Source organism: Mesorhizobium sp. M1227 (genome assembly GCF_040318315.1).
Lineage (GTDB): Bacteria > Pseudomonadota > Alphaproteobacteria > Rhizobiales > Rhizobiaceae > Mesorhizobium.
In genome coordinates, this window is the sequence record NZ_JAMYLZ010000035.1 from 1 (window position 1) to 21,635 (window position 21,635).

Sequence of the window (21,635 nt, forward strand, 5' to 3'; positions counted from 1 at the left end):
TTCGCCGCTTCCGCCAGCAACATAGTGTCCCCATCCTCCATGCTCTCAAGGCATGGCTCGACGACATCGCCCCAAAAGTCTTGCCGGACAGCAAGCTCGGCGAGGCCGTCTCCTACACGCTGAACCAATGGGGATATCTGACTCGTTACACCGAGGACGGCAGCATGCCGATCGACAACAATCTTCTCGAGCGTGACATCAGAATCTTTGCCACTGGCCGGAAAAGTTGGCTGTTCAGCGATACCGTCGACGGAGCCAGGGCCAGCGCCGTCATCTACAGCCTGATGTTGACCTGCCGCGCTTGTGGCGTCGAGCCGTTAGCGTGGCTGCGCCACGTCCTCACCGAATTGCCTCAACGCAACGAGGACGCTGATATCTACGATCTGCTGCCCTTCAACTTCGCCAAAGCAACAGCAGCCTGATCAGACCAGATACCGTTCCCAATTCGAAGGCCATCCGTCGAAAGCGCCGGCGTCAACGTGCAGGGAAAATCGCGCTTACGATCATTCTGCTGATGGCGGCAGTGACCGTAGCTATCAGCCCAACGCCGGAACACCTTGCGTCATGGATGGGCGGACTGGGTCTCTTTGGTTGGACTGGTATCCTGGCCTGCGGGTTTATAGCGAGCCAGATCTTGGTCGCGATCATGGGAGCGCCGCCTCGCTGGAACCTCAGGAGGAGGGAGAAGTTTGCGAAGGCAATGCTGCTGTTGCCGTTGTTCGTAGTCGTCGTCGCTCTCCTCGAATTGCAGGCGTACGTTATTCAGTATCTTCTGCTCTACGAGACCGGCTACTGGTCGAAGTGGTTCTCAACCTCTCTCCCACAGCTATGGACTGGCCTCGCTGCTGTAGGTGGAGTGCTGGCGGCTGCAGCTGGCAAACTTTCTTCCATTGTCCGGGCGACGATCGGCGACACTACGTTTGCAGGAACCCTGAAGCGGCTAGCCAGCAAAGCTGCTCTCTACCTCGTGGCAACGATTATTCCGCTTCTGCTCTGGGGGCTGTACATATTCTTCTCATACTGGGGTATCCGATATAGCATGGATAAGCCCCCTCCGGGTCATCTTGAAGTACCGTCGTGGCTGACCTGGTTACTGGTCCACGATCCATTGGCAGGTACGCCAGCCTTATTCTACCTCTGGGTTGGTGGGATTGCCGCCTTGGTAGCAATCTTTGTTGCGCCCAATTCGGGATCGCTTCACTACTACTATAGGGATCGGCTAAGCCGCGCATTTTTGTGGCGCCGGGACGAATTGGAGAAGGCAGCCAAAGCCGAGAATCAGCCTCTTCCCTCCATCGAGAGTCAGCTCGTTACCACCACCAAGAGTCAGACCCTCCCCCTCAAAGGTAGGCTCAACAAGTGGATCGCCGAAGGGCGGGAACGCTTCAAAGCCGAGCCTCCGATCGACGTGGATAAATTTACATTCTCCTCCTTGAAGAAGAAGAAAGGTGCGATCTGGGACGATGACATTCGCTTCTCTCCCTATCTAATCGTCAACACTGCGGTGAACCTCGAAAGCTCCAAGTATCTGAACCGTAGGGACAGAAATGCCGACTCGTTTATTTTTACACCGCTTTTCATGGGAAGCGAGGCCACTGGCTTTGTGAGGTCCGGGGTCATCGAGAGAATTGACAGGAACGTTAATCTGGGGACCGCAATGGCCGCCTCGGGTGCGGCTGCAGCTGCAAACATGGGATATCAGACGATCAAGGCTCTTACGTTCAGTCTCGCCGCGTTGAACGTGCGCCTCGGCTACTGGCTGCCAAACCCGTGGCGGGTACTCAATTGGGATTGGAAGAGTCGGCTCATTTCCCGGCTCGGACCGCTGTACTACGCTCAAGAGTCGTTCGGTTGGCTCAACGAGAGAACCAGAAACGTGTATCTCACAGACGGAGGCCACTTCGACAATCTGGGCTTGTATGAACTGCTTAAGCGGCGTTGCCGGCTCATCATGGCGGTTGATGCTGAAGCTGATCCTGCCATGACGTTCACCTCATTCATTCGCCTGCAAAGACACGCGCGTATCGATCTCGGTGCGCGCATCGATCTTCCGTGGGAGGTTTTGCGCAAACGGACAAAGGAGGTAAGCGATCCTAACTGGGATAGGCCGATCGTGCCTGAGCCGCATCAGGGGCCGCACGTAGCCGTGGGACGAATTGATTACGGGGCACTTGGCAGTGGGGTAATAATTTACATAAAGTCTTCGATGTCGGGCGACGAAAGTGACCTTATCCTCGACTACCAAAAGCGTTATCCTCAGTACCCCCATGAGACCACGGCAGACCAGTTCTTCAGCGAAGAGCAATTCGAGGTCTACAGGTCTCTGGGCTTCCACGCCACCAACGGTTTCCTCAAGGGGGCGGACGCATTCGGCCTCTTCCCTGCCGATCGGTACGAAAACTGGATTGATGATCTCAACGGTGTACTTACCTACGTCAACCTGCCGAAAGCGGCGATCGAGAACATCGTCGCACGAGCAGCTGAGGGACCTCGATAGGCCTTGCCTCGCGTAGCACACTTCAAGGAAACCTCGCCGTGCCGTCGCAAGCTATTGCAGCGAACCGCGCAACAAAAAGTTCGCGGTCTGACTCAGAGAGGGCGGACAATGCAACCAACATTTATCAGTCATGTATTAAACTGCCTTCAACGATCCGCTCGGCGGATCCTGAGATGGTTTGCTATGTTCACCACGCCGATCGCCAGCGGTTTCACTGATCTCCTTGCTTTTCAGGCTTTCCCATGGTTTGAATTGTGCTGGCAGCGTGATTGGGCAATCGTGCTTGCAACCAGCGCACAGACTGCAAGGATGCTTCTCGCTACCAGATTTATTTCAGTGAGCGCACCCGGGTCCGACTGCGGGATCGACGGGTCTCGGGGGGGGTAGTTGACATGACTGCCTATGGCCGAAAAGGGAGGGGACAATGCTGACACCTGAACAGGGCGACCAAGTTGTAGTTGAGCCGACTTATATGGGGGACATTCGGTATTTCTTTCGAGATAGAGATATCGACCATATGGGACAGAAAGGGTTCGACCTGGGCTCCTACGAGGGGGTCAAAAGAAATGCACTCGCCGTTTATGCACACACTGGTCCGGAAGGGGACATGCCGCCTGAAAAGGAGGCAAAATGGAGTTCAAACCGGAAGCAGACATTTCTAAACTGGATCTTGCGCAGCTATCCGGTCGGCACGCCTAAGGAGCAGGCAGGTTTGCAGCTCGTGGCTCCCCGCACTCCCTCCCGTCTGCGGAAAAACGTCCGCAACTTGACCGCTGGAGAGGCCGCCTTGCTCAAGAGAGCATTCCAGGGACTGATGGACCGTGACCCGTTGGATTCAAACAGCTACTACGCTATCGCTGGCCTGCATGGTCTGCCGGGCTCATGGTGTTCTCATCACATCAATCAATACAATCCTTGGCACCGCATTTTTCTAAGAACATTCGAGGACGCACTCCGCTCGGTTCCTGGTTGCGAGGGCGTAACCCTTCCCTACTGGGATATCGAGACACCGTTGCCTCCGTTGCTGTCGGAAGACCCATTCGCTACCTACACGCTGCCTATCGATCCAGGTTTGCAGTCACAGGCACCTCAACCAGGCAAATACTACCCATACACGATCGAGCGCAATGACCCTGCAACCATCGAAGCCAATGTGAAAGCCTTCGGGATGCTCGATGATATCGAGACGTCCCGTTCACAGACAATGTGGGGCGCATACAATCAAGGCGGCTATCAAAAGTTTAGCATACAGGCTCATGATTCCGGACACCTCTCCATCGGTCCCACAATGGCCGCGCAAGAGGTAGCAGCTTTCGACCCGGTCTTCTGGTTCTTTCACTGCAACCTCGATCGTCTTTGGCTTGAGTGGCAACAATCAGTGGATGCCACGACTCTTCAAGGCTTCAAATCAACAGTTACCGGAGACATGACTTGGCTAGATGGTCCGGCCCCCTTAGACAGCCTGCCGCCATTCATGTCAACAAACGCCCAGTCGATTGAACTGGACGTCGGTTATGAAGGAGACGCAAGTGTGAGCGATACTCCAGTAGCATTCGAAAACACCTTCGGGAGCTTGTCTGCTGATCGAAAGTTCAAGATACGAAAAGACGCTGTGTCCATCCGCGTGAAAAATATTGCGCGGCTCAATATTCCGGGATCGTTTATCGTCAACTTGCTGGCCGATGGCAAAGTGGTGGCTCGTAGAGCTTTCTTTCAACCCGACGCACCTAAGAAGTGCGCGACGTGCGCCAAGCAGGAGCTAGTGAACTTGGACTTTCGCATCGAACAGAAGAAGGTCGTCGGGCGGGAGATTTCCATTTCGATAGAAGTGCCTTCGCAAGCTGAAATAGGAGCAGCCTTCCCTCTTGGCGGTGCTGGCAGTCCAACGATCAATGCGAGGCTGCTGCTCCAAGACCAATAGACGCCGCCCCAGGCGCTTAGCGCTAAAACGACTAGGAGAATTTGAGGTGAAGCTGGGGATCCCTGTTTATGACGGCGTTAACCTGCTTGACGTCGCGGGACCTCTCGAGATGTTCACATGGGTCGGCGAGAGCAAATTGTCGGCGAAGATCGTGTCTTCAGACGGCGGTTCTGTCACCACAATGAATGGTGTCCGCTTTGAAGCGCACGCCAGCTTTGCAGAATCGCCGGAATTTGAGGTCTTGTGGGTACCTGGCGGTGCACCCTCGGCGCTCAGTCTGATTATGTCCGACCAGGCATCATCCTATACAGCTTACCTGCAGCAGGTCGGACACGGCGCCAAATGGGTCTGCTCAGTGTGCGAAGGCGCTCTCCTTCTGGCGCGAGCTGGCTTGCTCGATGGACATCGGGTCACGACACATTGGGCCTTCACCGAATGCCTGCGGCGATTTCCTAGGATCCAGGTCGCAGCCGGACATCCTCGCTTTGTCGTTTCGGGGAACCGCCTCACGGGAGGCGGCATCTCCTCGGGGCTTGATGAGGCCTTGCAACTGATTTCGATGCTGTTTGACGAACAGACTGCGATAGGGGTTCAGATCACGACCCAGTACTTTCCTGAGCCACCTGTGGCCGGCGAAATTCCGTCGCCACCACCGATCTGCAGGGTGCAGTGGTGAACCGTGAAACGAACGCAATCGTTGCATCATCAATGGAGACAATAGCAGGATTCGCGTCGGTAGATTGGGTGGCTGCAAGTCGAGCTTCCTCACCGCCGTTCTGCTGGCGTTTGCGCCTGCTGCTGCCGTGGCAGGAACGGCAACGCCGCCAATCTTTGCACTGAAGTAGTTTTACGTCTCGTCTAACGGAGATCGATATGGCCAGTGGCATGACGTCTATTCGAATGCATCGTGACGATAAGGCCATGGATTTGACGTTAAACTCCGTTCAGCCGAACGTAGCCGAGACGTTGCGTCAACTCGATCCCGAAAGCGCCGCGCCGCTACATCGACGCAGTTCTCGGTTCGGGGCCGAACACGATTGCTCGCGCACCGACCATGAACGACTTGGCGGCCGAATATAAGGTGCTTGGCATAGACCGGATTCCATTTCTGGAACACCAATATGTAAAGTTTCGCCAATACTTCCACAAAATACCGGTCTATGGCTCTCTGGTTACGGTTGAGCTGGATAAAAGCAACGAATTCGTCTCAATAAACACGAGTGTTGGAGACCCCTCGAATGTGGATCCTCTATCGTCAATTTCGCCCAAAAAAATCATCGGCACGCTTGCAGAGCGCCTAGACGTTCAAGAGTCGGTGGTCAGGATGGAACGTGATAACATCTAGGGGATATAGCGAAAACAAGGTCCATAGTTTCCAGCGCCGTCGGACCGTGGCTTGGTGACCAGCTCGGAGGCAGCCGTACCCATTTCGCCCATCTCTTCGAGCGCCGAGAAGAGAGACGACGCGTCGCCGTTCAGCCAGGCTGCCTCAAGAAAACGAAGCATGCTCGAGTAACGTTGATCAAGGGTATGAATCAGGTCCCACGTTGCAAGATCCGGCACATCGGCCTGCAGATAACCACCTACCGGAATGTCGGCCATGTCCCATACATCGGGAAGCAGCACCGGCGCGGAGGGATCGTAGCGCCACTTCCCAGTCGCCGGATCCTGATTGAAGCGCTTTTCATTGTAGATCTCGCCGAAGCGATAATAGTGCGCGAGATCGCCAGGCCCCTCCTCGGGAGTGACATTCGACCCTTCACCCTGCAAGTTGATGAGTTTGATGGCATCTTGAACCTTAGCAATTGTTCCGATCTTGAACAAACCGAGGGAGGAGAGCTGCCGGTCGAGGGTGAGCGTCGGATTCAACTCTCGGAAGGCCTCCAATATCGCCGCATAGAACTCGCCGATCGAATCGAAGGCCTCTGTTGCCGCCACGAGTGCCAGCGGTCCATCCTGCGGGTACTCGATGTCCATGAATACCTTGGCCTGCGCCTTGTCCAATTTTCGCAACGGCACGATCAGTCCCGGACGGACGCCGGCGGGCAGTGGACCTGGATAGTTCGGTATAACGGCAGGGTCGGTAAGCAACGGCGTGGCGCCAATCGCGACCAGCAAATTGCAAGCAAGCCCGAAGTGGGCCATCTCCTCGCGCCAGATCTCTCTGATCGAGCGCTTGGCTTCGTGTGTGGCGTCCTTGATGGTCCAGTACGCGGTCAGGTAAGGCGGAATCGTCGCCAGCTCAAGCTGGATAGCGATCTGCAACGCGTCCTTCAGCCACTGAAGATCGCGCTTGGGCGACGTCTCTGCCATCAGCGCCGCGACGGTCAAGCGTCCGGCGCGCGGCGCCGCCAGAGACAGGGTCGGCGCCGCAACGCGACGTCCTTGCGCGCGTACGGCAGCCGGCGTGTTTCCGAGTGTGACGATGCTGCTTGCGGTCATGTCATCAGCGGTCAGGCGAACGATGTAGTCGCCCGCGGGGAGCGTAGCGCCGAGGTCGTCCTTCCCCACCCACTCGAATGTCCGCCAGCCATCACGCGGCTTGATCTCGTCGAGCAGCCGCCCGAATTCGAGACCGAAGCGGTCCCAGACATCGAGTGTCAGGCGTTTGGTCCCCGCCGGAATAAGCATCGTGATGGAAGCAGATGGCCCCACAGCGGCGATGCGTCTGTCCGGCAACAACTCGGCCGCCCTCCCTTGCGCCGCGACCATCGAGACCTCAGCGATGGGCACCGGATCGGATGAATATCTGTAGACAGTGTCGCCCGAAGCATATCCCATCGACACCGGGTTTCCGAAGAAGCGAAAGCGGTTGATGAACTTGCCAATCTCGTTGGAGGCAGTCCATGTCGCGCCGCCGTCGAGCGTGGCGCTCGAGTAGCCCTTCGATAAATCACTTGAGCCCCAGCCGCCAACCCAGCCGCGCCGCTCATCGAGGAAGCCGACCCCTTCAAGGTTTGCGTTGCCTTGGCCGTCGTTGACCTCCACCCGGCTCCAGGTATGCCCGCCGTCGGTGGTCTTGGCGACCGCCGCCGCAGTGAAATTTTCAAGCGAAACGAAGCCGACTCGATCGTTGACGAAGAAAATCTTCCAGCCCCACTCGCCTAAGGGGAACTGGGCCTCCTGCCCGGCCAGCCGGTTAATCCAAGTGCCGCCGCCGTCCGTCGTTTCGAGAATGACAGGTTTCACCTTGTCTCTGGTTGTCGGGGTGCCTTCGGCAGCCCTGCCACCGACCACCCAGCCATGCAGCGCATCCGTGAAATAGGTATCGATGAGGATCGATGCATGCGCCGTCATGTCCCACGCCGACCACGTGGCTCCGCCATCGGTGGTCTTCATCATAGCCGGGACGTCGTTGGGCCGGTTTGAGCCCGAGGCGTACACAACTAGCTCGTTGACGACCGATAATCCGCACACGGCCGCGGGTGCATTCGCCGGCAGTGGCTTCACCTCGTCCCAGTTAGTTCCGCCATTCGTCGTTCGGTAGAGCCGTCGATTTCGGGTGAGCGTCCCAACCCATCCGAAGTTCGCGTTGGCAAAGGCGACAGAGCGCAAATATACGCCGGGCGCCGAATGCTGGACCACCCACGCACCACCGCCGTCTTCCGTCTTGATAATGTTGCCGTCGCTGTTCACGGCCCAGCCTACGCGCGGATCGATGAACCAGATATCGTCCGTCCGGGAGCTGGCAGTCGGTGCGTTTGTCTTGCGCCACGTCAGTGCGGCCGCAATCGGGATTTCATCCTCCAGGCAGCCTTCATTGATCCACGTCTCGATGAACGCGATCTCGGAAGCGGCCACGGGGTCGAGTCCCGACGGCATGCGACTGAACGAGGCATCGTCGGGCGCGTTGGGAAGGTCAGCGCCGAACGGCGGCTGCCCTTTGAGCGCCTTGACCAGATTGGAGCCTGCGCCGTCGCCAACGGTGATCAACTGCAAGCCGAATACTTTCTTCGCGACAAAGTCGTTGCGCGTGATGTTGCGCCAGAAGGCGCCATGGAAGCCGACGGATGCGTTCGAGCCTCCGACAGCGCCGTCAAGTATTTCGATAACGCGTTGGAATCTAGTCACGCTGTCGCCTCCTCCGGATTCAATAATTCTCTTGTTCGACTCTGTTCGCCTGTCTTCATCTTCTGCACGCAAAGCTACACGTGATCGACCAGGTCATGATGCCGATGGCCAGGAAGACTGCACTGGCACGAAGCTGGTAACAGCTCCGGAGAGCTGCCAAATCTTTGGTGAAGCCTTCCCGCCTGCGAAAGAGTGCCTAGTTCCGACCACGTATCTGCAGTGCAGCATGATTGCATTTCGAGTGCATCATGATTGCATTTCCCTTGCAACAATAATCGCGGGGCATTACTATGGTACCGATAACTGACCTAAATATTCAAGTATAGATTGCCTAAATGGGCGCGTGCAGCGCCTTCCGTGCCGGCGCGCGCTTGTCGGCCGGTCGTGTCGCTCAAACGACCGTAGTGGACGGAGAATTGCATGGCCATCAGCGACATCAAAGAAATCCGCCTTTTGCCCTCACTCGCGATTGCACGGTTTGGCTCGTCGGCCGAGCCTATGGATAACTACGACGTCGTCCTGCCGCCGCACGATCCAGCCAATGGCCAGGACGGCACTGGCTTCCGGAGCCTCGTGCCCGCGCCAACGCTCATCGTGGTTGACGGAGGCATCTCCCAGGAGTCCACGCCCGACCGTGTCGCTTTCCGCGATGCCGAAGGGCGGGTGAAGCCAGTTGCTCCGTTTCTAGAGGTCTGGGCTCGCTTTGAGGATGACGGCAACTTGGAGCCCCTTACGCGGCAGCATCTGACAGACCTCAAGCTGAAACCACGCGACATTAGTTGGCGTGTCGAGGTCGTAAACCAGAAAGCCTTTCGCCGGACCGGCGATGCGAACGATCGCGTCACAGCCACTGTCGACGACATCCGCGACCACACGCAGAGACCGCTTAAGGGAACCGCCGGCAACTTCAAGGCCGGCAAATCAATTCCATTCGGGGACGTCCAGTATATCAAGCCCACGCCGAAGTTTCCCGAGATTCGACTGCGCTTCACGCCGGCAGCCGGCCGCGTGTTCGGGCCGCGCGCCGGCGATCCCAACCTTGTCGACGATGTCTACGACTCAGCCACAGGAAATTGGGACAACTATCGTGACGATCTGCCGAACGTGCCGCTTGGCACAAATCCAGGCGGCATCTATGCCAGCGGCCAAGACGGCGTCAGTCTCGGTTATTTTGACGACGCCTGTGATGGCCTCATCGAGGTCAAGCTGCAGGTCAATGGCGTCGAGCGCGCGGCTCATGCGCATGTTGCGTCGGGGCCGCCGGATTTCGCACCCGACAGCTATCACGTGCGCACAGTCAGCGACGAGTTCGAACAGATCTTGCACGGGCATGAAGTACCCGGTGATGTGCCACGCACTGAAATGATTGATATCATTCGCCGCGCACTCGAAACGGTGCGGCTCATGAACACCGAAGCCATGAACGGCAGCCCGCCCTTCCTCGGGACGACCTCCAACATGTCCGGGCACGACGCCCGGCCCAATAGCCCCGGACGCGCGCTGGAGCCGATCTTCCTTCCAGCAATAGTTGAAGAAACGCAGGTGCGCTCCTTTCACGCGGAAGCTCTGGCGGCGCTGCTCGACGGCGCGCAGCCGTGGTTCGCCAATATCCTTCGGCGGCCGGAGAATGCAGGCGACCTGACAAACGCCGGGCGTCGGCGGATGCCGGCGATGATGCGAGGCGGGGACGCGGAGCATCTGACGCTGACACGCCGGCAGATCGCCAAGATCGAGGCGGCCGCCGCCGGCCGGATATCCGACGGGCTGATCGTCGCAAGCGCGATGCCGGCAATCGCCGACACGGCGGAGGACGATATGCGCGCCCTGATCGCTCATTTTCGAAACCGCGCACCCTTGCACCGGGCAATCGATGTGGATGGCAGCGGAACGCTCGGCGACCTGTTCGCCGACGACACGAGGCTGATGGACTATCTGAGGACCGCTGTCGCCAAGGGAAGCGAGGCGGGGCCTGTCGAGGGCCAGCCGCTGGTCACACCCGGCGACCCGGACGCCTCCGCCTTCGTGCGGCTGCTACGGCGCGCGGATCATCCCATGTCGGCGCCGTACTCGCGCGTGGTGCCCAATACCGGAGGACGCACGGGACTGGAAATCGTCGAACGCTGGATCCGCTCACTGCCGATGGCCTGAGCCTTCCGACACATCACATTATGCGGGGGTACCGACATGCCGTCCATTGAACCGAAAAACGTCACCGCACAAATTTTGCATCGAGCCCGAGGCAACCCGCCGTCGACGACCGGGTACACCGCCATTTCGAACTGCTTCCCCGGACTCGAATTCGATATCCGCAGCCTCCTGCGGCATATCTTCGTCGGCGTCGTGCTTCACGAGTCGCTCCCCTTCGTCGTCGAAATCGAACCCGGCGGTCCGCAGGAACTCGCGGGCAGCCAAGACTGGCTTCTGGTCGAAGTTGAAGGCAATCAACTGATCGGTAGCACCATGGGACCACGGCAGCCGAACGGCCCAAGCGAGCAACTTGGCGCTTTTGGGCTGGAACGGTTCAATGCCTTGGCGCCAATCTTCCGCAACGTCGGTCAACGCGTACGCTGCGTGTTTGTCAACACCGGGAGCAACCAGCAGGTCGAGATCAACCTTGAGGTTCGCTCGATCCTCGAGCGGCGGACCAGCAGCACTGGCCAGCAAGAGACGGGGCCAGCTTTGTCGAAGGACATGGCGGCGCCCGGCGATCTGACGCAGGGCTTGTGCTCGCCCTGGTCGGCCGACTTCCTGGAGTGCGGCTGCTACTACTGGGCCGCGAGCAGACCGGACCTGGTCAATGCCGAGGCCGGAGCCGATGGCAAGATTGATGGACACAACTGGCGGCACCGCGACCGGACGGCGGCCACCCCGCCGCAATACTCGATCCGGAACAGCGACCTAGTGACCTACGAGGAACTGTATCGCGATTGGGAAGGCGCGTTGAAATTCATCGTCGGCGGTAGGGACGAGACATGAGCGCCTTGCCCCTCGCCTCGGCGCCGGTGGATCGTCGAGCCCACCTCTTCGATGTTGACGGCGCGCCGCATCTGTTCCTCGCAAACGGCTCACGCGTCTATGGTTTGGCCGATGATAACGTGTCGCGCGTCTTGGCCGCGCTTAAGGACACCGACGCCGGCCACCTCGATCGCCTCCTCTTCGATTTCGGCCTCGATGCGCCCCCGTACATCGAAGCCGCTGCGCCCACGTCCTTCCCGACGCGCGCGCTGTCGCTAGCGGTGGCGCAAAAATGCAATCTCGGCTGCACGTACTGCTACGCGCAGGGCGGCGAGTTCGGCGGCCCGGCACGCAGCATGGATCACGAGATCGCGCTTGCTTCAGTCGACCGGCTGTTCGAGAACGCCCGGGCCGGCGAGCGTGTCAATCTCGCCTTTCTCGGCGGCGAGCCGCTGGTCAACCGCGAGGTCATCGTCGCAGCCACGCGGTACGCCTTGCAGCGGTCGCAGGCCACAGGCGCCGAGGTTGGCTTCTCCATCACGACCAACGGAACGCTGCTGACGCCGGAGGACGGTGCCTTCTTTGAGCAGCACGGCTTCGCCGTCACAATCAGCCTGGACGGCCTCGGCGAGGTGCATGATCAGCAACGTCCGACCAAGTCGGGTAGAGGCACCTTCGAGCGCATCGTCGCGCGCGTCGCGCCGCTGCTTGCGATGCAGCGGCGCATGCAGGTCACGGCGCGTGTCACGGTGACGCCCGCCAACCTGCGCCTGCGGGAGTCGCTCGACGGTCTGATCGACATGGGTTTTCACAGCGTCGGCTTCTCACCGATGCTCGCTTCGCCGACTGGCCAGGGCGAGATGGCCGGAGAGGACATGATGGAGATGCTCCGACAGATGGTCGATTGCGGCCGGGCTTTCGAGGACGCCATCGCCAGCGGCCGTCCCTATCCCTTCGCCAACATGGCAACGGCGCTGGCCGAAATCCATCGCGGCACCCATCGTCCTTATCCCTGCGGCGCCGGCGGGCCTTATCTAGGCGTCTCGGCGGACGGCGGCTTGTTCGCCTGCCACCGTTTCGTTAACGACGAGATCGGCCGACTGGGTGCGCTCGACAGCGGAGTCGACGGTGATCGTCAGCGCGACTGGCTGGCCGAACGTCATGTCGACGCACAAAGCCCATGCCGCAATTGCTGGGCGCGCTATCTCTGCGGTGGCGGCTGCCACCACGAGGTCATCGCCCGCGGCCGTCCGGCTTGCGACTATATCCGCGGCTGGCTGCACTACTGCCTCCAAGCCTATGTCCGGCTGTCGGATGAACACCCGCACCTGTTCATCGCGGAACCGCGACCCTCGGAGGTCGCCGTGGGGTGACCGCCGACGCAATCCGCTGCGATGTTTGCGTCGTCGGGGCCGGACCCGCAGGCGTCGCCGCCGCGCTTCGGCTGGCCGATCTCGGCCGTGATGTGTGCCTCGTGGCACCCTCGCCGTTGGGCAAGAATCGCCGTTGGGAATCGCTGACTCCGGGCGCGTTGAAAATACTCAATGCGTTGGGGCTCGGTACGGCGCTGGCAAATGCCCACTGCCAGCCTTCTCACGTCGCGGCCGTCACTTGGGGCGGCGACGTGAATCGCGCCAGCCATGCCGAAACCACTTTCCTGGTCGACCGCACATGCTTTGACGCCTGCCTGATGGACGCGGCGCGCCGGCGGGGCGTACGGCTATTGACGCCCGCGGTCGCAAGCCGGCCACAGAACATCGGCAGTGCTTGGCTGCTGCCGATCACCACGAACCAGACGATAGCGTCGATTCACGCCGCGCATATCATTGATGCAACTGGACGCAAAGCCCTTAGCGGCGGTAGGCGGCGCAGGCTCTCGCCTGCGACCTTGGCGCTGTGCGCGCGCTGGCGAGGTCGGCCCCATGTGCGCAACGCGACAAGAATTGAAGCCACCGCCGGCAGTTGGCTCTGGTCGGCTAGCTTGGTCGAAGGCATCCACTACGCAGCCGTGTTCGTGGATCCGCGGAGCCTGCGGGTCGCAGGAGACACGCCAGCCGCGACATTTCTCGCAGCGGTCAATGGCAGTTCGTTGCGCTGGGATGGTGCGCTGGGTTCGACCGTTACAGCCTGCGACGCCTCCGCGATCGGCATCGCGCGCGCGCCAGGTATGGACGGCATCATCGCTGCTGGAGAGGCCGCGTTCTCGCTGGACCCTCTATCGTCGCAAGGCATTCAACGCGCACTCGTAGACGGCCAGCAGTCGGCGATAGTCGTCAACACTCTGATCGTGCACCCCGAGCGTCGCGACGTCGCTCTCGCGTTTCATGCGGAACGCCAGGCTGAGGCCGCGTATCGAGACCGTTTGATGTGCCAATCTCTGTATCGCGAACAGGCAATCTCCAACCCATCGCCATTCTGGTCGCGCTATTGCGGACCGGGTGCGCTCCTGAAGCACCTTCCGCGAGAGCCACTCGCCATCGACAGCTTGCGGCCGGAGACCAGGCTTCGATTGAGCCCGCAGGCACGGCTCGAGGACGTCGCTGTCATTGACGGCGATGTGATCGCACTCGCGCCCGCGCTCTTCCATCCTGACTTGGATCGGCCGATTGCGTTCCTAGCCGGGCGGAGCATCCGCAGCCTGCTCGCGCGCGTAATCTCCGGCGTTACAGCAGGGTCGCTCTTCGCTGACTGGAGCGCGGATTCGCTGCCTGAGGGGGCGGCTCTGAAATTGCTACAGTGGTTCTGGCAGCGTCGGTTGCTCGTCGACAATGATTGTACCCCCTTGGTGGAAACCGCAAGTAAAGATGGTTCTGCGTCCGTGCGTTGAACCTGCAACGTCTTGCCGTTGTTGGTCGCAACAACAAAGATCGAGATGTATCATTGCCAAGATCTATGCGAACATCCTTGAGACGGGCGAAAATTTCTGATACACAATGTTTCGAGATACATGTTTATTCCCTCCGGGTATCATAGTGTAATTCCACAAGGAGAGCCCCGCCAATCTCATACCCGATAATATTGTCAACAGGGCTGCGGGCCTGTTCCTATGCCTGGCGACAAACGCTGAGGCAATGGGTGTGCAGAGGGAAAGAGTGAATCTCTCGATGCACTTTGGCGTCGAGAACTATTAGATGGCGTGTACGCTGGCCGAGGCGAGGTCCTCCTACTGGCGACGCGCCATCCAGGAGCGCTCATGGCTAAGCGACCGGTATATACTCTTCCCACTGGCGGCGGATAACGGCAGTGTGACGGCGAGTAGCATGCCTCTTGCCAGGGTTTATTAATGCTCTTAGTCTCGATGAACTTGGGGAGAATTCAGTCATGCTGGTGCGCGTGTTCGCTGTTCTCGCGGTTTTGCTTTCCACGGCCACAGCCGAGGCCGCAACCTGCACTGTTCCAAGCTACAATACGTTCTATACGATCCCTGCTAATCACACCGCCGCCGAGGCTTTCAAGGGAAATTTCGACTATCCGGCGGCGACGAGCGAGCCGCTGCCTAGCTTCTTGTCTATCAACTACCATGCAGACTGGAAAGCGTACCTCTGGGCTGTTCTGGACTACGCCTACGAAGGCAACAATGCGGTCGATTTCGACGTCACCAAGAACAGCGTCCGGGGCTGGTACCATGCTCTCTGGATGCACGTGGGCGAAGACGGCCGAGAGTTCTTCCACGGGCTCACTCAGGAACGTCCGACGAGGCCCAACCAGCTCAAAGAAAATACCAGCACGACCTTTTTCACCTGGGCTGTGGGGTACTACAACAGCTTTGGGGCAACGACGTTTGCCAAGGTCTATGCTGATCCGTGCAATCCGGCCATCGACAGCATCCTGTTTCCGGTCGGGACGGTGTCGTTCAAACTGCTGTTCACATCGGCGACCGAACAACAACTGCCTTACCTCGCCGGCGCGCCCATCTGGAAAACCCACACCGGTAGCGGCAACGGTCGCGACGGCCGCACCGAACGGTCGATGCGCCTGCTTCAGGTTGACATCGCGGTGCGCGACCCGCGGGACAGCGCTACCGGCTGGGTCTTTGGCACCTTCGTCTATAACAATGCCGTGGCCGATTCTGACCCATGGCGTCGCCTGCGGCCCGTGGGGCTGGCCTGGGGAAACGATCCGACCGTTGTGCCGGGACAACCGCTGCTCGAGAGCGTGACCGATCCGACGCTGGAATCTATCCTGTTTGGTTGGACCGGACGTGAAGAGCTGGGCTGGGGTGGACGCGCCAATGGCCCGGCCGACAACCTTCTGAGCTCTTGCCTCTCTTGCCACGCGAGTGCGCAGTTCCCGCGCAGCGACGACTTCGGTAATGTGCCGCCGGCGGGAGCCGTGACTGACGTCTCCAAGCGGCTCACCGACTACTTCCGCAACATCAAGGCGGGCGAAGTCTTTGACCTCAAGACCAAATTCTTTGGCACTCCGGAAATCGTCGACGCCGCTTCCGTGGACTATTCGCTGCAGCTGCAGCGTGGACTTGAGAACATGTGCAGCGAGGCCAAGGCTGGCAGCGCACCGTTCGATGTCGCGGGCGTCCCAACGATTTGTTTGCCGCCGCAGCTCAACGTCGGTGGACCGGCGCTTGCGCCTGACACTCCAGCGGACGCCTTCGAACTGCTACAGTCGATCGACTTCGATAGTCTGGTCAACAACCCGGTACGCTAGGACCGACCAGCTTTTCTCAACGAGTTTGGGGGCTCTCATGGATGGACAGAACGACTTCTTTACGTGGCAGAGTCTTGCGACCTTTGCTGGCACGGCGACGGCCACGACCGCCATCGTCAATGGCGTGCGTAGCGTGTGGCCAACGGTCGGCTCGGCAGCTGCGCTGGGCCTCGGTGTCTCGCTGGTGTTGTGTCTCGTCGCTGCGGTTATCGATCCGGCTACGGGACAGATCGTTTTTGCGCGCCCGTTTGCGATCTATCTGATAGCTATCGTCAACGGCTTCTTCGTGTTCGCGTCCGCTGCGGGGCTTTCGGCCGGCGGCGCAGCAGTCGTACACGGTGAGACCAAGAATGCTGCCACCCCCCGGGGGGCGGATGGCGCAACAAATGCACGGACGCCCGCGCCACGGTTCTGGAAGAGCTGGTTCTAGAGCTTGCCCATGCTCAGTGCAGACGCGCGGCGCTTTTCGGAAACGATGCATGCAGTTGTCGTCGGCGTAAGCTCATACGCCGGCTCCGGCCTGCATGATCTGCCCGCCTGCGCGCCAGAAGCCCGCCAGGTTTCAGAAGCTCTTTCTTCAGGCCATGCCTGTGGCGTGCCTGCCGAACAGGTGCATCTAGTTACGGAAGATGAGGCAGGCCCCACGGCAATCGCTGACAAGCTCGCGACCGTCGCAAACGGCTGCAGACAAGACGACATCCTGCTCTTCTATTTTGCTGGCCATGGGGAAGCGGACGAGACCGACGGTTTCATCCTCCGCACCGCCCCCGACGCTGGCGGATCAAGCCGTCTCGGCCGAGGCCAGATCGTAAATGCCATCTCCGCCACGGCGGCGCGCGGCGTGCTGATCATCCTCGATTGTTGCGGCGGCGCCGGTCTCGCCGAGAATGCCCCAAGTTTTCTACAAAGCCTGGGTGGCCATGATTTCAGACTGCTGCTAAGTGCCTCGCGTGTCGGGCAGTCGTCCTGGGAGCTGCCCGACAAAGGCTCCCTTTTCACGCGCCGGTTGCTGCTTGCACTTCGCGGGGATGCCAGGGTTGGCGATTCGGGCCAAATCTATTTCAGGGACTTGGTCGATTATCTCCAGGCCGGCGTCGCCGAGGACGCTGAGGCTAAGCTCGGCCATCGGGATGCGCAAACACCGATCGTTGCCGGCAGCCTTGCGGAAGATCCTCTGCTTTTCTTGCATCGGGATCTGACACTGGCGCAACTGCGCGTCCGCACCCGGCGCATTACCTCTGAAACCCTGCGCCGTCGCGTAGCAATGACGGCAGGCAGCATTGTCGGCCTCGTATTGCTGGCTGGCATTGGCTACTGGGCGTTCCTCGACTCCCACCAATATCTCCAGCTGCGCGGCGATAACTTGGTCCTGGTCCACGGTTACCCAGGACTGAGTGGTTTTGGCTTGCCTCGCGACGATTGGACCTATGCTTTGGGGCCCTCCGACATAACAGACGATGGTGCCCTGTCGAACGCTACCCCATTGTTGCTCGATCGCCAGACCTCACCGGAAAAGGCGATGTTGCACTATTTGAACCCCAACGCGCGAGGCGCAGTACTGTGGTGGCTTGGGGATACCGGAGCCGCCCGCGCAGCCCTTTTCGAGGCAGCGGCGAAAGGCTCGAATCCTGGACCTGCTCCTGATCTTCTGGCCGATATTGTCGAGCCATCGGACACAATTATTCTTGCTGACCTGGTCAGCCGATTGAACCCATCGGCGCCGGCCAATCTGGTCATGGCGCTCAAGCAGATCGATCCCGATCTTGCCTTAAACCGCTTCGACGAGTCCGCTGCCGGTGCCAATAGCGGGTCGCGGCTCAATCTCCTGGTCAGGTGGAGCGGCGCTTGCACCGATGTTACCCAAGCGTGGTTCGACAATGCGATCGCCAGCGATATCAGCGGGGTCGCGTTCCCGACGGCCACGCAAGCGATCCTGAGAACCCCCCAGTGCAAACTACAAGTCGATCGGGCCATCGACGCGCCCCTCTCCTACATCGACGATGGCATCAACACGCTGCGCCTCACCAACGTCGAAGGGTATGCCCAACTGCGCGCCGTCCTCTCCGGCATGCTCGGCAACCCCGATGCAGCCGTGCGCGATAAGCCCGACTTGCATGCGCGACTTTCCCGCTTCTGGCGCTACCTCGACGAGGCACCCTGCGCGGACTGGCTGCTGGACCCACAGCTGCCCCGACAGGCCGATGCACTCATTGATGCTGCCGTCGCGGCAAGCAGACATTGCCCAAACTTCTCGATTAATGCCCGCATTATCGACAACACAGTCCTCGTCGAACTCCATCGGCCAGCCGGAGCCTTATTGCTCGCCCAACTGCCACTTGATGGGACGCTGGATGCAGCATCTTTCGCACCTCTCATCGCCTCGATTGACGCCAAAGCTCCGAACTTGGGCGACGTCATGCTGGCGATGATCACTGCGACTGGGAGCGCAGAACTTCGCATCTTTCTTGCCGACCAACTCCGGATTGCTGGCGTCGCCGCACCAGACATCGTGGCTCTTCGCATAGCAGGACGACCCGACCTCGATCAGCACCTGTTGCGTTGGCTGGCGGCAAGTAATGCCCCGGCTGCGGCGAAGCTCTGCCTCGAACTGCTCCTGACTGGCTCGGCCGATACACCGCTAATCGAGACCCTGGCCTTTTTAGAAGTCGACGAAACTCAACGAGCAACGCTGACTGAGCTCGCCGGCCGCCAGAACCTCATTGGCCGAACCACGCTCGGCATGCTCGTCGGACCGCCTAAACTGGCAGCGGCCCTGCTGACCTCACCCGATGCCAGGGTGCGAGCGCTCGCTACCCGCTACGTCATTGCCCGCGATGACCGGGGAGCAATTCTCAACGAGGCCGCCGCGGCCTTGCAGCACGCAGATTTCAATTTGATCGCCGCGCGTCACGCCAATGACCGATTGGTTGGCTTTCTGGCCGATCTTGAGGCCTTGCCAGAATGGGCGCGCCCGTGGAGGGCGCACTGGATCGAGCAATTGGAAGTCGACGACAATGGCTTATCATTGGCGCTCGAGAAGGCGATGGGCAGGCTGGGAAGTTCCTAGTCTAAAGGCGTGACGCTATTCGAGCCGCTCGGAGGAAGGGCACGCCGTCCGGCCTGCCGTGTCTCCTTCGACTGGCGTTGACACGAGCTCGGCCGCCGTGACGGACAGGTTGTGCATGCCTTCAAGGATAGCGGGATACAGGGACTTTGGCGTCCGGGTCAGCGCCTCTTCAACCTGAAGCAGGAACCGGGTGTAGCTCTCGTTGAAGGCCGCGTTGAGCTTCGCGGCAACGGTTCCCGCTGCATAGTCCGACTGGCGTCCGTTGGTCATGAGTGGCCACACCTGGGTGAAATCGACGCCGATGAGGTCCCCGGTGGGCAAGCCAGCCGGATCGTCTGACGGCAGATAGCGACGCCGGTGCGAGAGCTCCTTGAACCGGTAGTAGTGTCCGATCTCAAAGGGCTCGCCGAATCCTGCCGCCCCGCCGTTGCCTGGTACCCAGGCGCCTGGCCGATAACCTGCAGCAAGGCGTTCTTCGCGCTTGTGAGATCATGCACCGGTGAAAGCTCACCCCCAGACGACCAGTAATAGTCCGGTCCGAGCTGGCGTGCCAGGTCGCCGATGAACAGGGCCGCCGGGTAGATTGCATTGAGATCTTCGAGGTCGGCGATGATGCTCATGTAGAAATCGCCGATAGTGGGTTCAGGGATGTCCAGTTCCGTTCGGAACGTGGTCACCGTTAGAGTGCTCGGTTCCTCGATACTTGAAACGGTTTGGAGGCTCGCCGGCGAGAATGCGGCGAGATCCACCGGGAAGCGGCGATCTTCAAAAGGCATGCCCTTGAAGTTCAGCGTCACCGGATAGATTGGCACCGCATTTCGTCCTAGCGAGACGCCGCCGCCAATACTAGTCATGACGTTCCCGACCAGTCAGATGCAGCATTTCCTCGACCTCGGCACTGCGAATGGTCTCGGCGGCGGCACGATTGGCGTCCTGCTTCGAGCTATATAGCGCCGTGAGGTATGGCGGGATCCTGGCCAAGCACGCAGCCGCTGATCGAAGGGGCAGCAAGCTCGGGAACCGATTTGTCGGCCGCGGCTGCCACCATGTTGAGCGCCCTACCGGCGGTGACTGTTCTCCCTGAGCGCAGTTTTCCAGTGGCTTGGCGAGCTTGCGTTCGGGCCGACAACGACTGTGGGAGTTGACCCGAGGGACTGAAGCCGCCCAACCATCCCAGGCGGCCGTTAGTCGAGCGCTGCACTGCCGCACTCTGAGATCAGCATGCTTACGACCCACCAGCACTTGGCCGAGCCACAGCGGTCGGGGTGAATTGACGCTATCTATCACCCATACCATCAATAGTTCCTCAACGCTGGTTCCCCGAGCACGGCTTCTTCGCTAGCGACAACGGACGCGTCGACTGGACCCTAGGCGAGGTGTTCTCCGGCGCGTTATCGGGAGCCACACTACGGATCGACTGAAGACGGCGGATGATGCGAGCGACTTCGCCACTCGCCTGGACCCGCGCCATCGAGTTGCCTCCGCTGCCCATCGTCGTTAGCCGGCATATTACGCGCGCAGGCTTTCCCTGCTTCAGCCCGCGTGTTGCCGGGGCTACGACCATTGCCGACCCCCCTCCGCTTAAGTTCTATGGATGCGCAAAGACTGCGCGTTTTTCGCGGTTGGCTATCGCCTTTCGAAATTCTGCAAGTAGTATGTGGCGAAAGACTTAGGCGCATTTAGTCTCGTAAAGAGGAGGTGTACAATGGCCGAAGGACTTCCATTACCCTGGCCCTTCCCGTGGTCTACCCGCAGCTCGTTGCTGCGCAAACATGCACGGCAGGACAGATCAAACCAAGCGCCAGCAGGGTTCAAGTCTGCTGCCGTCGAGCCGATCGCCGCTATTCGATCGAGCGCGGAGAGAGCGCTCGCGGAATTTGGACTGACGTTGCCACAGGTGAAAGCTACGGAACTTTATCTGATCCGCGGACTGACAACCTACAAATCCTCCGAGGGTGAAGTTATCGGCGTGATCTATCCGCCAGAGTTCCTCTACGTCCTCGACGTTGGTACCCCAACGCGAATTGGCGGCAGCTTTCAATGGCAGAATCTGGGAACTGGCGATCCGACCTTCCCTGACCCATCGAAATTGACGTTGCGCTCGATCATCGGCGACGATGATGCACACCTAATTTACCCAGTCGTGCCTGGATCGCTTCTGATCGGGCTCAAGCCCGGCACACCAGAGGCCGACGTTCGTGCAGCTCTCGAGAAGGAAGGCCTCAAAGACATCGAGTACCTGGATTTCTTAGCCTTTGCCCGCTGTGCACCGTTCCAAGAATCGGATCTGGCTGCCACGCTCGGCGGAAAACTTGATTTCGCCACCTATATCGAGGTCGATCATGTCGTTCGGCTTATCGATTTCTCGCCGGGATGGCGGGTCGAACGGCTGCTTTAGAGTCAGAACAAGACATGGGCCAAGGCTTCTTGGCCTAGAAAAACCTTGGTGGCGGAGAGGG

The 21,635-nt window shown here is 59.8% G+C and carries 15 protein-coding genes and 1 pseudogene; 13 read left to right on the forward strand and 3 right to left on the reverse strand.

Annotated elements, in window-relative coordinates; all coding sequences use genetic code 11:
• The 5 genes from NKH28_RS27825 to NKH28_RS27845 form a co-directional block, all read left to right on the forward strand.
• On the forward strand, positions 1-422 hold a 422-nt coding region (locus NKH28_RS27825; protein WP_352980898.1), incomplete at its 5' end, for an IS66 family transposase.
• A gap of 92 nt (positions 423-514) precedes the next feature.
• The gene (locus NKH28_RS27830) at positions 515-2,497 is read left to right on the forward strand and encodes a hypothetical protein (protein WP_352980899.1); all 1,983 of its coding nucleotides are present in this window, start codon (positions 515-517) and stop codon (positions 2,495-2,497) included.
• A gap of 424 nt (positions 2,498-2,921) precedes the next feature.
• Complete coding sequence (locus NKH28_RS27835; protein ID WP_352980900.1) at positions 2,922-4,418, forward strand: tyrosinase family protein; 1,497 nt, start codon at positions 2,922-2,924, stop codon at positions 4,416-4,418.
• A 46-nt stretch (positions 4,419-4,464) separates the two neighbouring features.
• A complete protein-coding gene (locus NKH28_RS27840) occupies positions 4,465-5,094 on the forward strand; it encodes a DJ-1/PfpI family protein (RefSeq protein WP_352668495.1) in 630 nt (209 codons plus the stop codon).
• Positions 5,095-5,472: 378 nt separating this feature from the next.
• Complete coding sequence (locus tag NKH28_RS27845) at positions 5,473-5,763, forward strand: hypothetical protein (protein WP_352668496.1); 291 nt, start codon at positions 5,473-5,475, stop codon at positions 5,761-5,763.
• Here the strand turns inward: NKH28_RS27845 and NKH28_RS27850 are convergent.
• A complete protein-coding gene (locus NKH28_RS27850) occupies positions 5,760-8,489 on the reverse strand; it encodes a ferritin-like domain-containing protein (RefSeq protein WP_352668498.1) in 2,730 nt (909 codons plus the stop codon). The two genes, NKH28_RS27845 and NKH28_RS27850, sit on opposite strands and share 4 nt — an antisense overlap.
• A gap of 420 nt (positions 8,490-8,909) precedes the next feature.
• Here NKH28_RS27850 and NKH28_RS27855 point away from each other — a divergent pair, with 420 nt between their 5' ends.
• From NKH28_RS27855 to NKH28_RS27885, 7 genes are all read left to right on the forward strand, one after another.
• Positions 8,910-10,637, forward strand: a complete 1,728-nt coding sequence (locus NKH28_RS27855; protein WP_352980901.1) for a hypothetical protein — start codon at positions 8,910-8,912, stop codon at positions 10,635-10,637.
• Between the two features lie 36 nt (positions 10,638-10,673).
• Complete coding sequence (locus NKH28_RS27860) at positions 10,674-11,465, forward strand: hypothetical protein (protein WP_352668501.1); 792 nt, start codon at positions 10,674-10,676, stop codon at positions 11,463-11,465.
• A complete protein-coding gene (locus NKH28_RS27865; protein ID WP_352668504.1) occupies positions 11,462-12,817 on the forward strand; it encodes a radical SAM/SPASM domain-containing protein in 1,356 nt (451 codons plus the stop codon). Before NKH28_RS27860 ends, NKH28_RS27865 begins: the two co-directional genes overlap by 4 nt.
• On the forward strand, positions 12,814-14,271 hold the full coding sequence (gene qhpG, locus NKH28_RS27870) for a flavin-dependent monooxygenase QhpG (RefSeq protein WP_352668506.1): 1,458 nt from the start codon (positions 12,814-12,816) through the stop codon (positions 14,269-14,271). Before NKH28_RS27865 ends, qhpG begins: the two co-directional genes overlap by 4 nt.
• Positions 14,272-14,765: 494 nt before the next feature.
• A complete protein-coding gene (locus tag NKH28_RS27875) occupies positions 14,766-16,109 on the forward strand; it encodes a hypothetical protein (RefSeq protein WP_352668508.1) in 1,344 nt (447 codons plus the stop codon).
• A 37-nt stretch (positions 16,110-16,146) separates the two neighbouring features.
• The gene (locus NKH28_RS27880) at positions 16,147-16,539 is read left to right on the forward strand and encodes a hypothetical protein (RefSeq protein ID WP_352980902.1); all 393 of its coding nucleotides are present in this window, start codon (positions 16,147-16,149) and stop codon (positions 16,537-16,539) included.
• 9 nt (positions 16,540-16,548) lie between these two features.
• The gene (locus tag NKH28_RS27885; protein ID WP_352980903.1) at positions 16,549-19,176 is read left to right on the forward strand and encodes a caspase family protein; all 2,628 of its coding nucleotides are present in this window, start codon (positions 16,549-16,551) and stop codon (positions 19,174-19,176) included.
• Positions 19,177-19,191: 15 nt separating this feature from the next.
• Here the strand turns inward: NKH28_RS27885 and NKH28_RS27890 are convergent, their stop codons facing one another.
• Complete coding sequence (locus tag NKH28_RS27890) at positions 19,192-19,446, reverse strand: hypothetical protein (protein WP_352668513.1); 255 nt, start codon at positions 19,444-19,446, stop codon at positions 19,192-19,194.
• Positions 19,443-20,472: pseudogene (locus tag NKH28_RS27895) on the reverse strand (ferritin-like domain-containing protein). Before NKH28_RS27895 ends, NKH28_RS27890 begins: the two are co-directional and overlap by 4 nt.
• Positions 20,473-20,881: 409 nt before the next feature.
• On the opposite strand from NKH28_RS27895, the gene NKH28_RS27900 reads away from it, so the two are divergent.
• Positions 20,882-21,574, forward strand: coding sequence for a hypothetical protein (locus NKH28_RS27900; protein WP_352668514.1), 693 nt, complete (start codon positions 20,882-20,884; stop codon positions 21,572-21,574).
• Positions 21,575-21,635 lie beyond the last annotated feature (61 nt).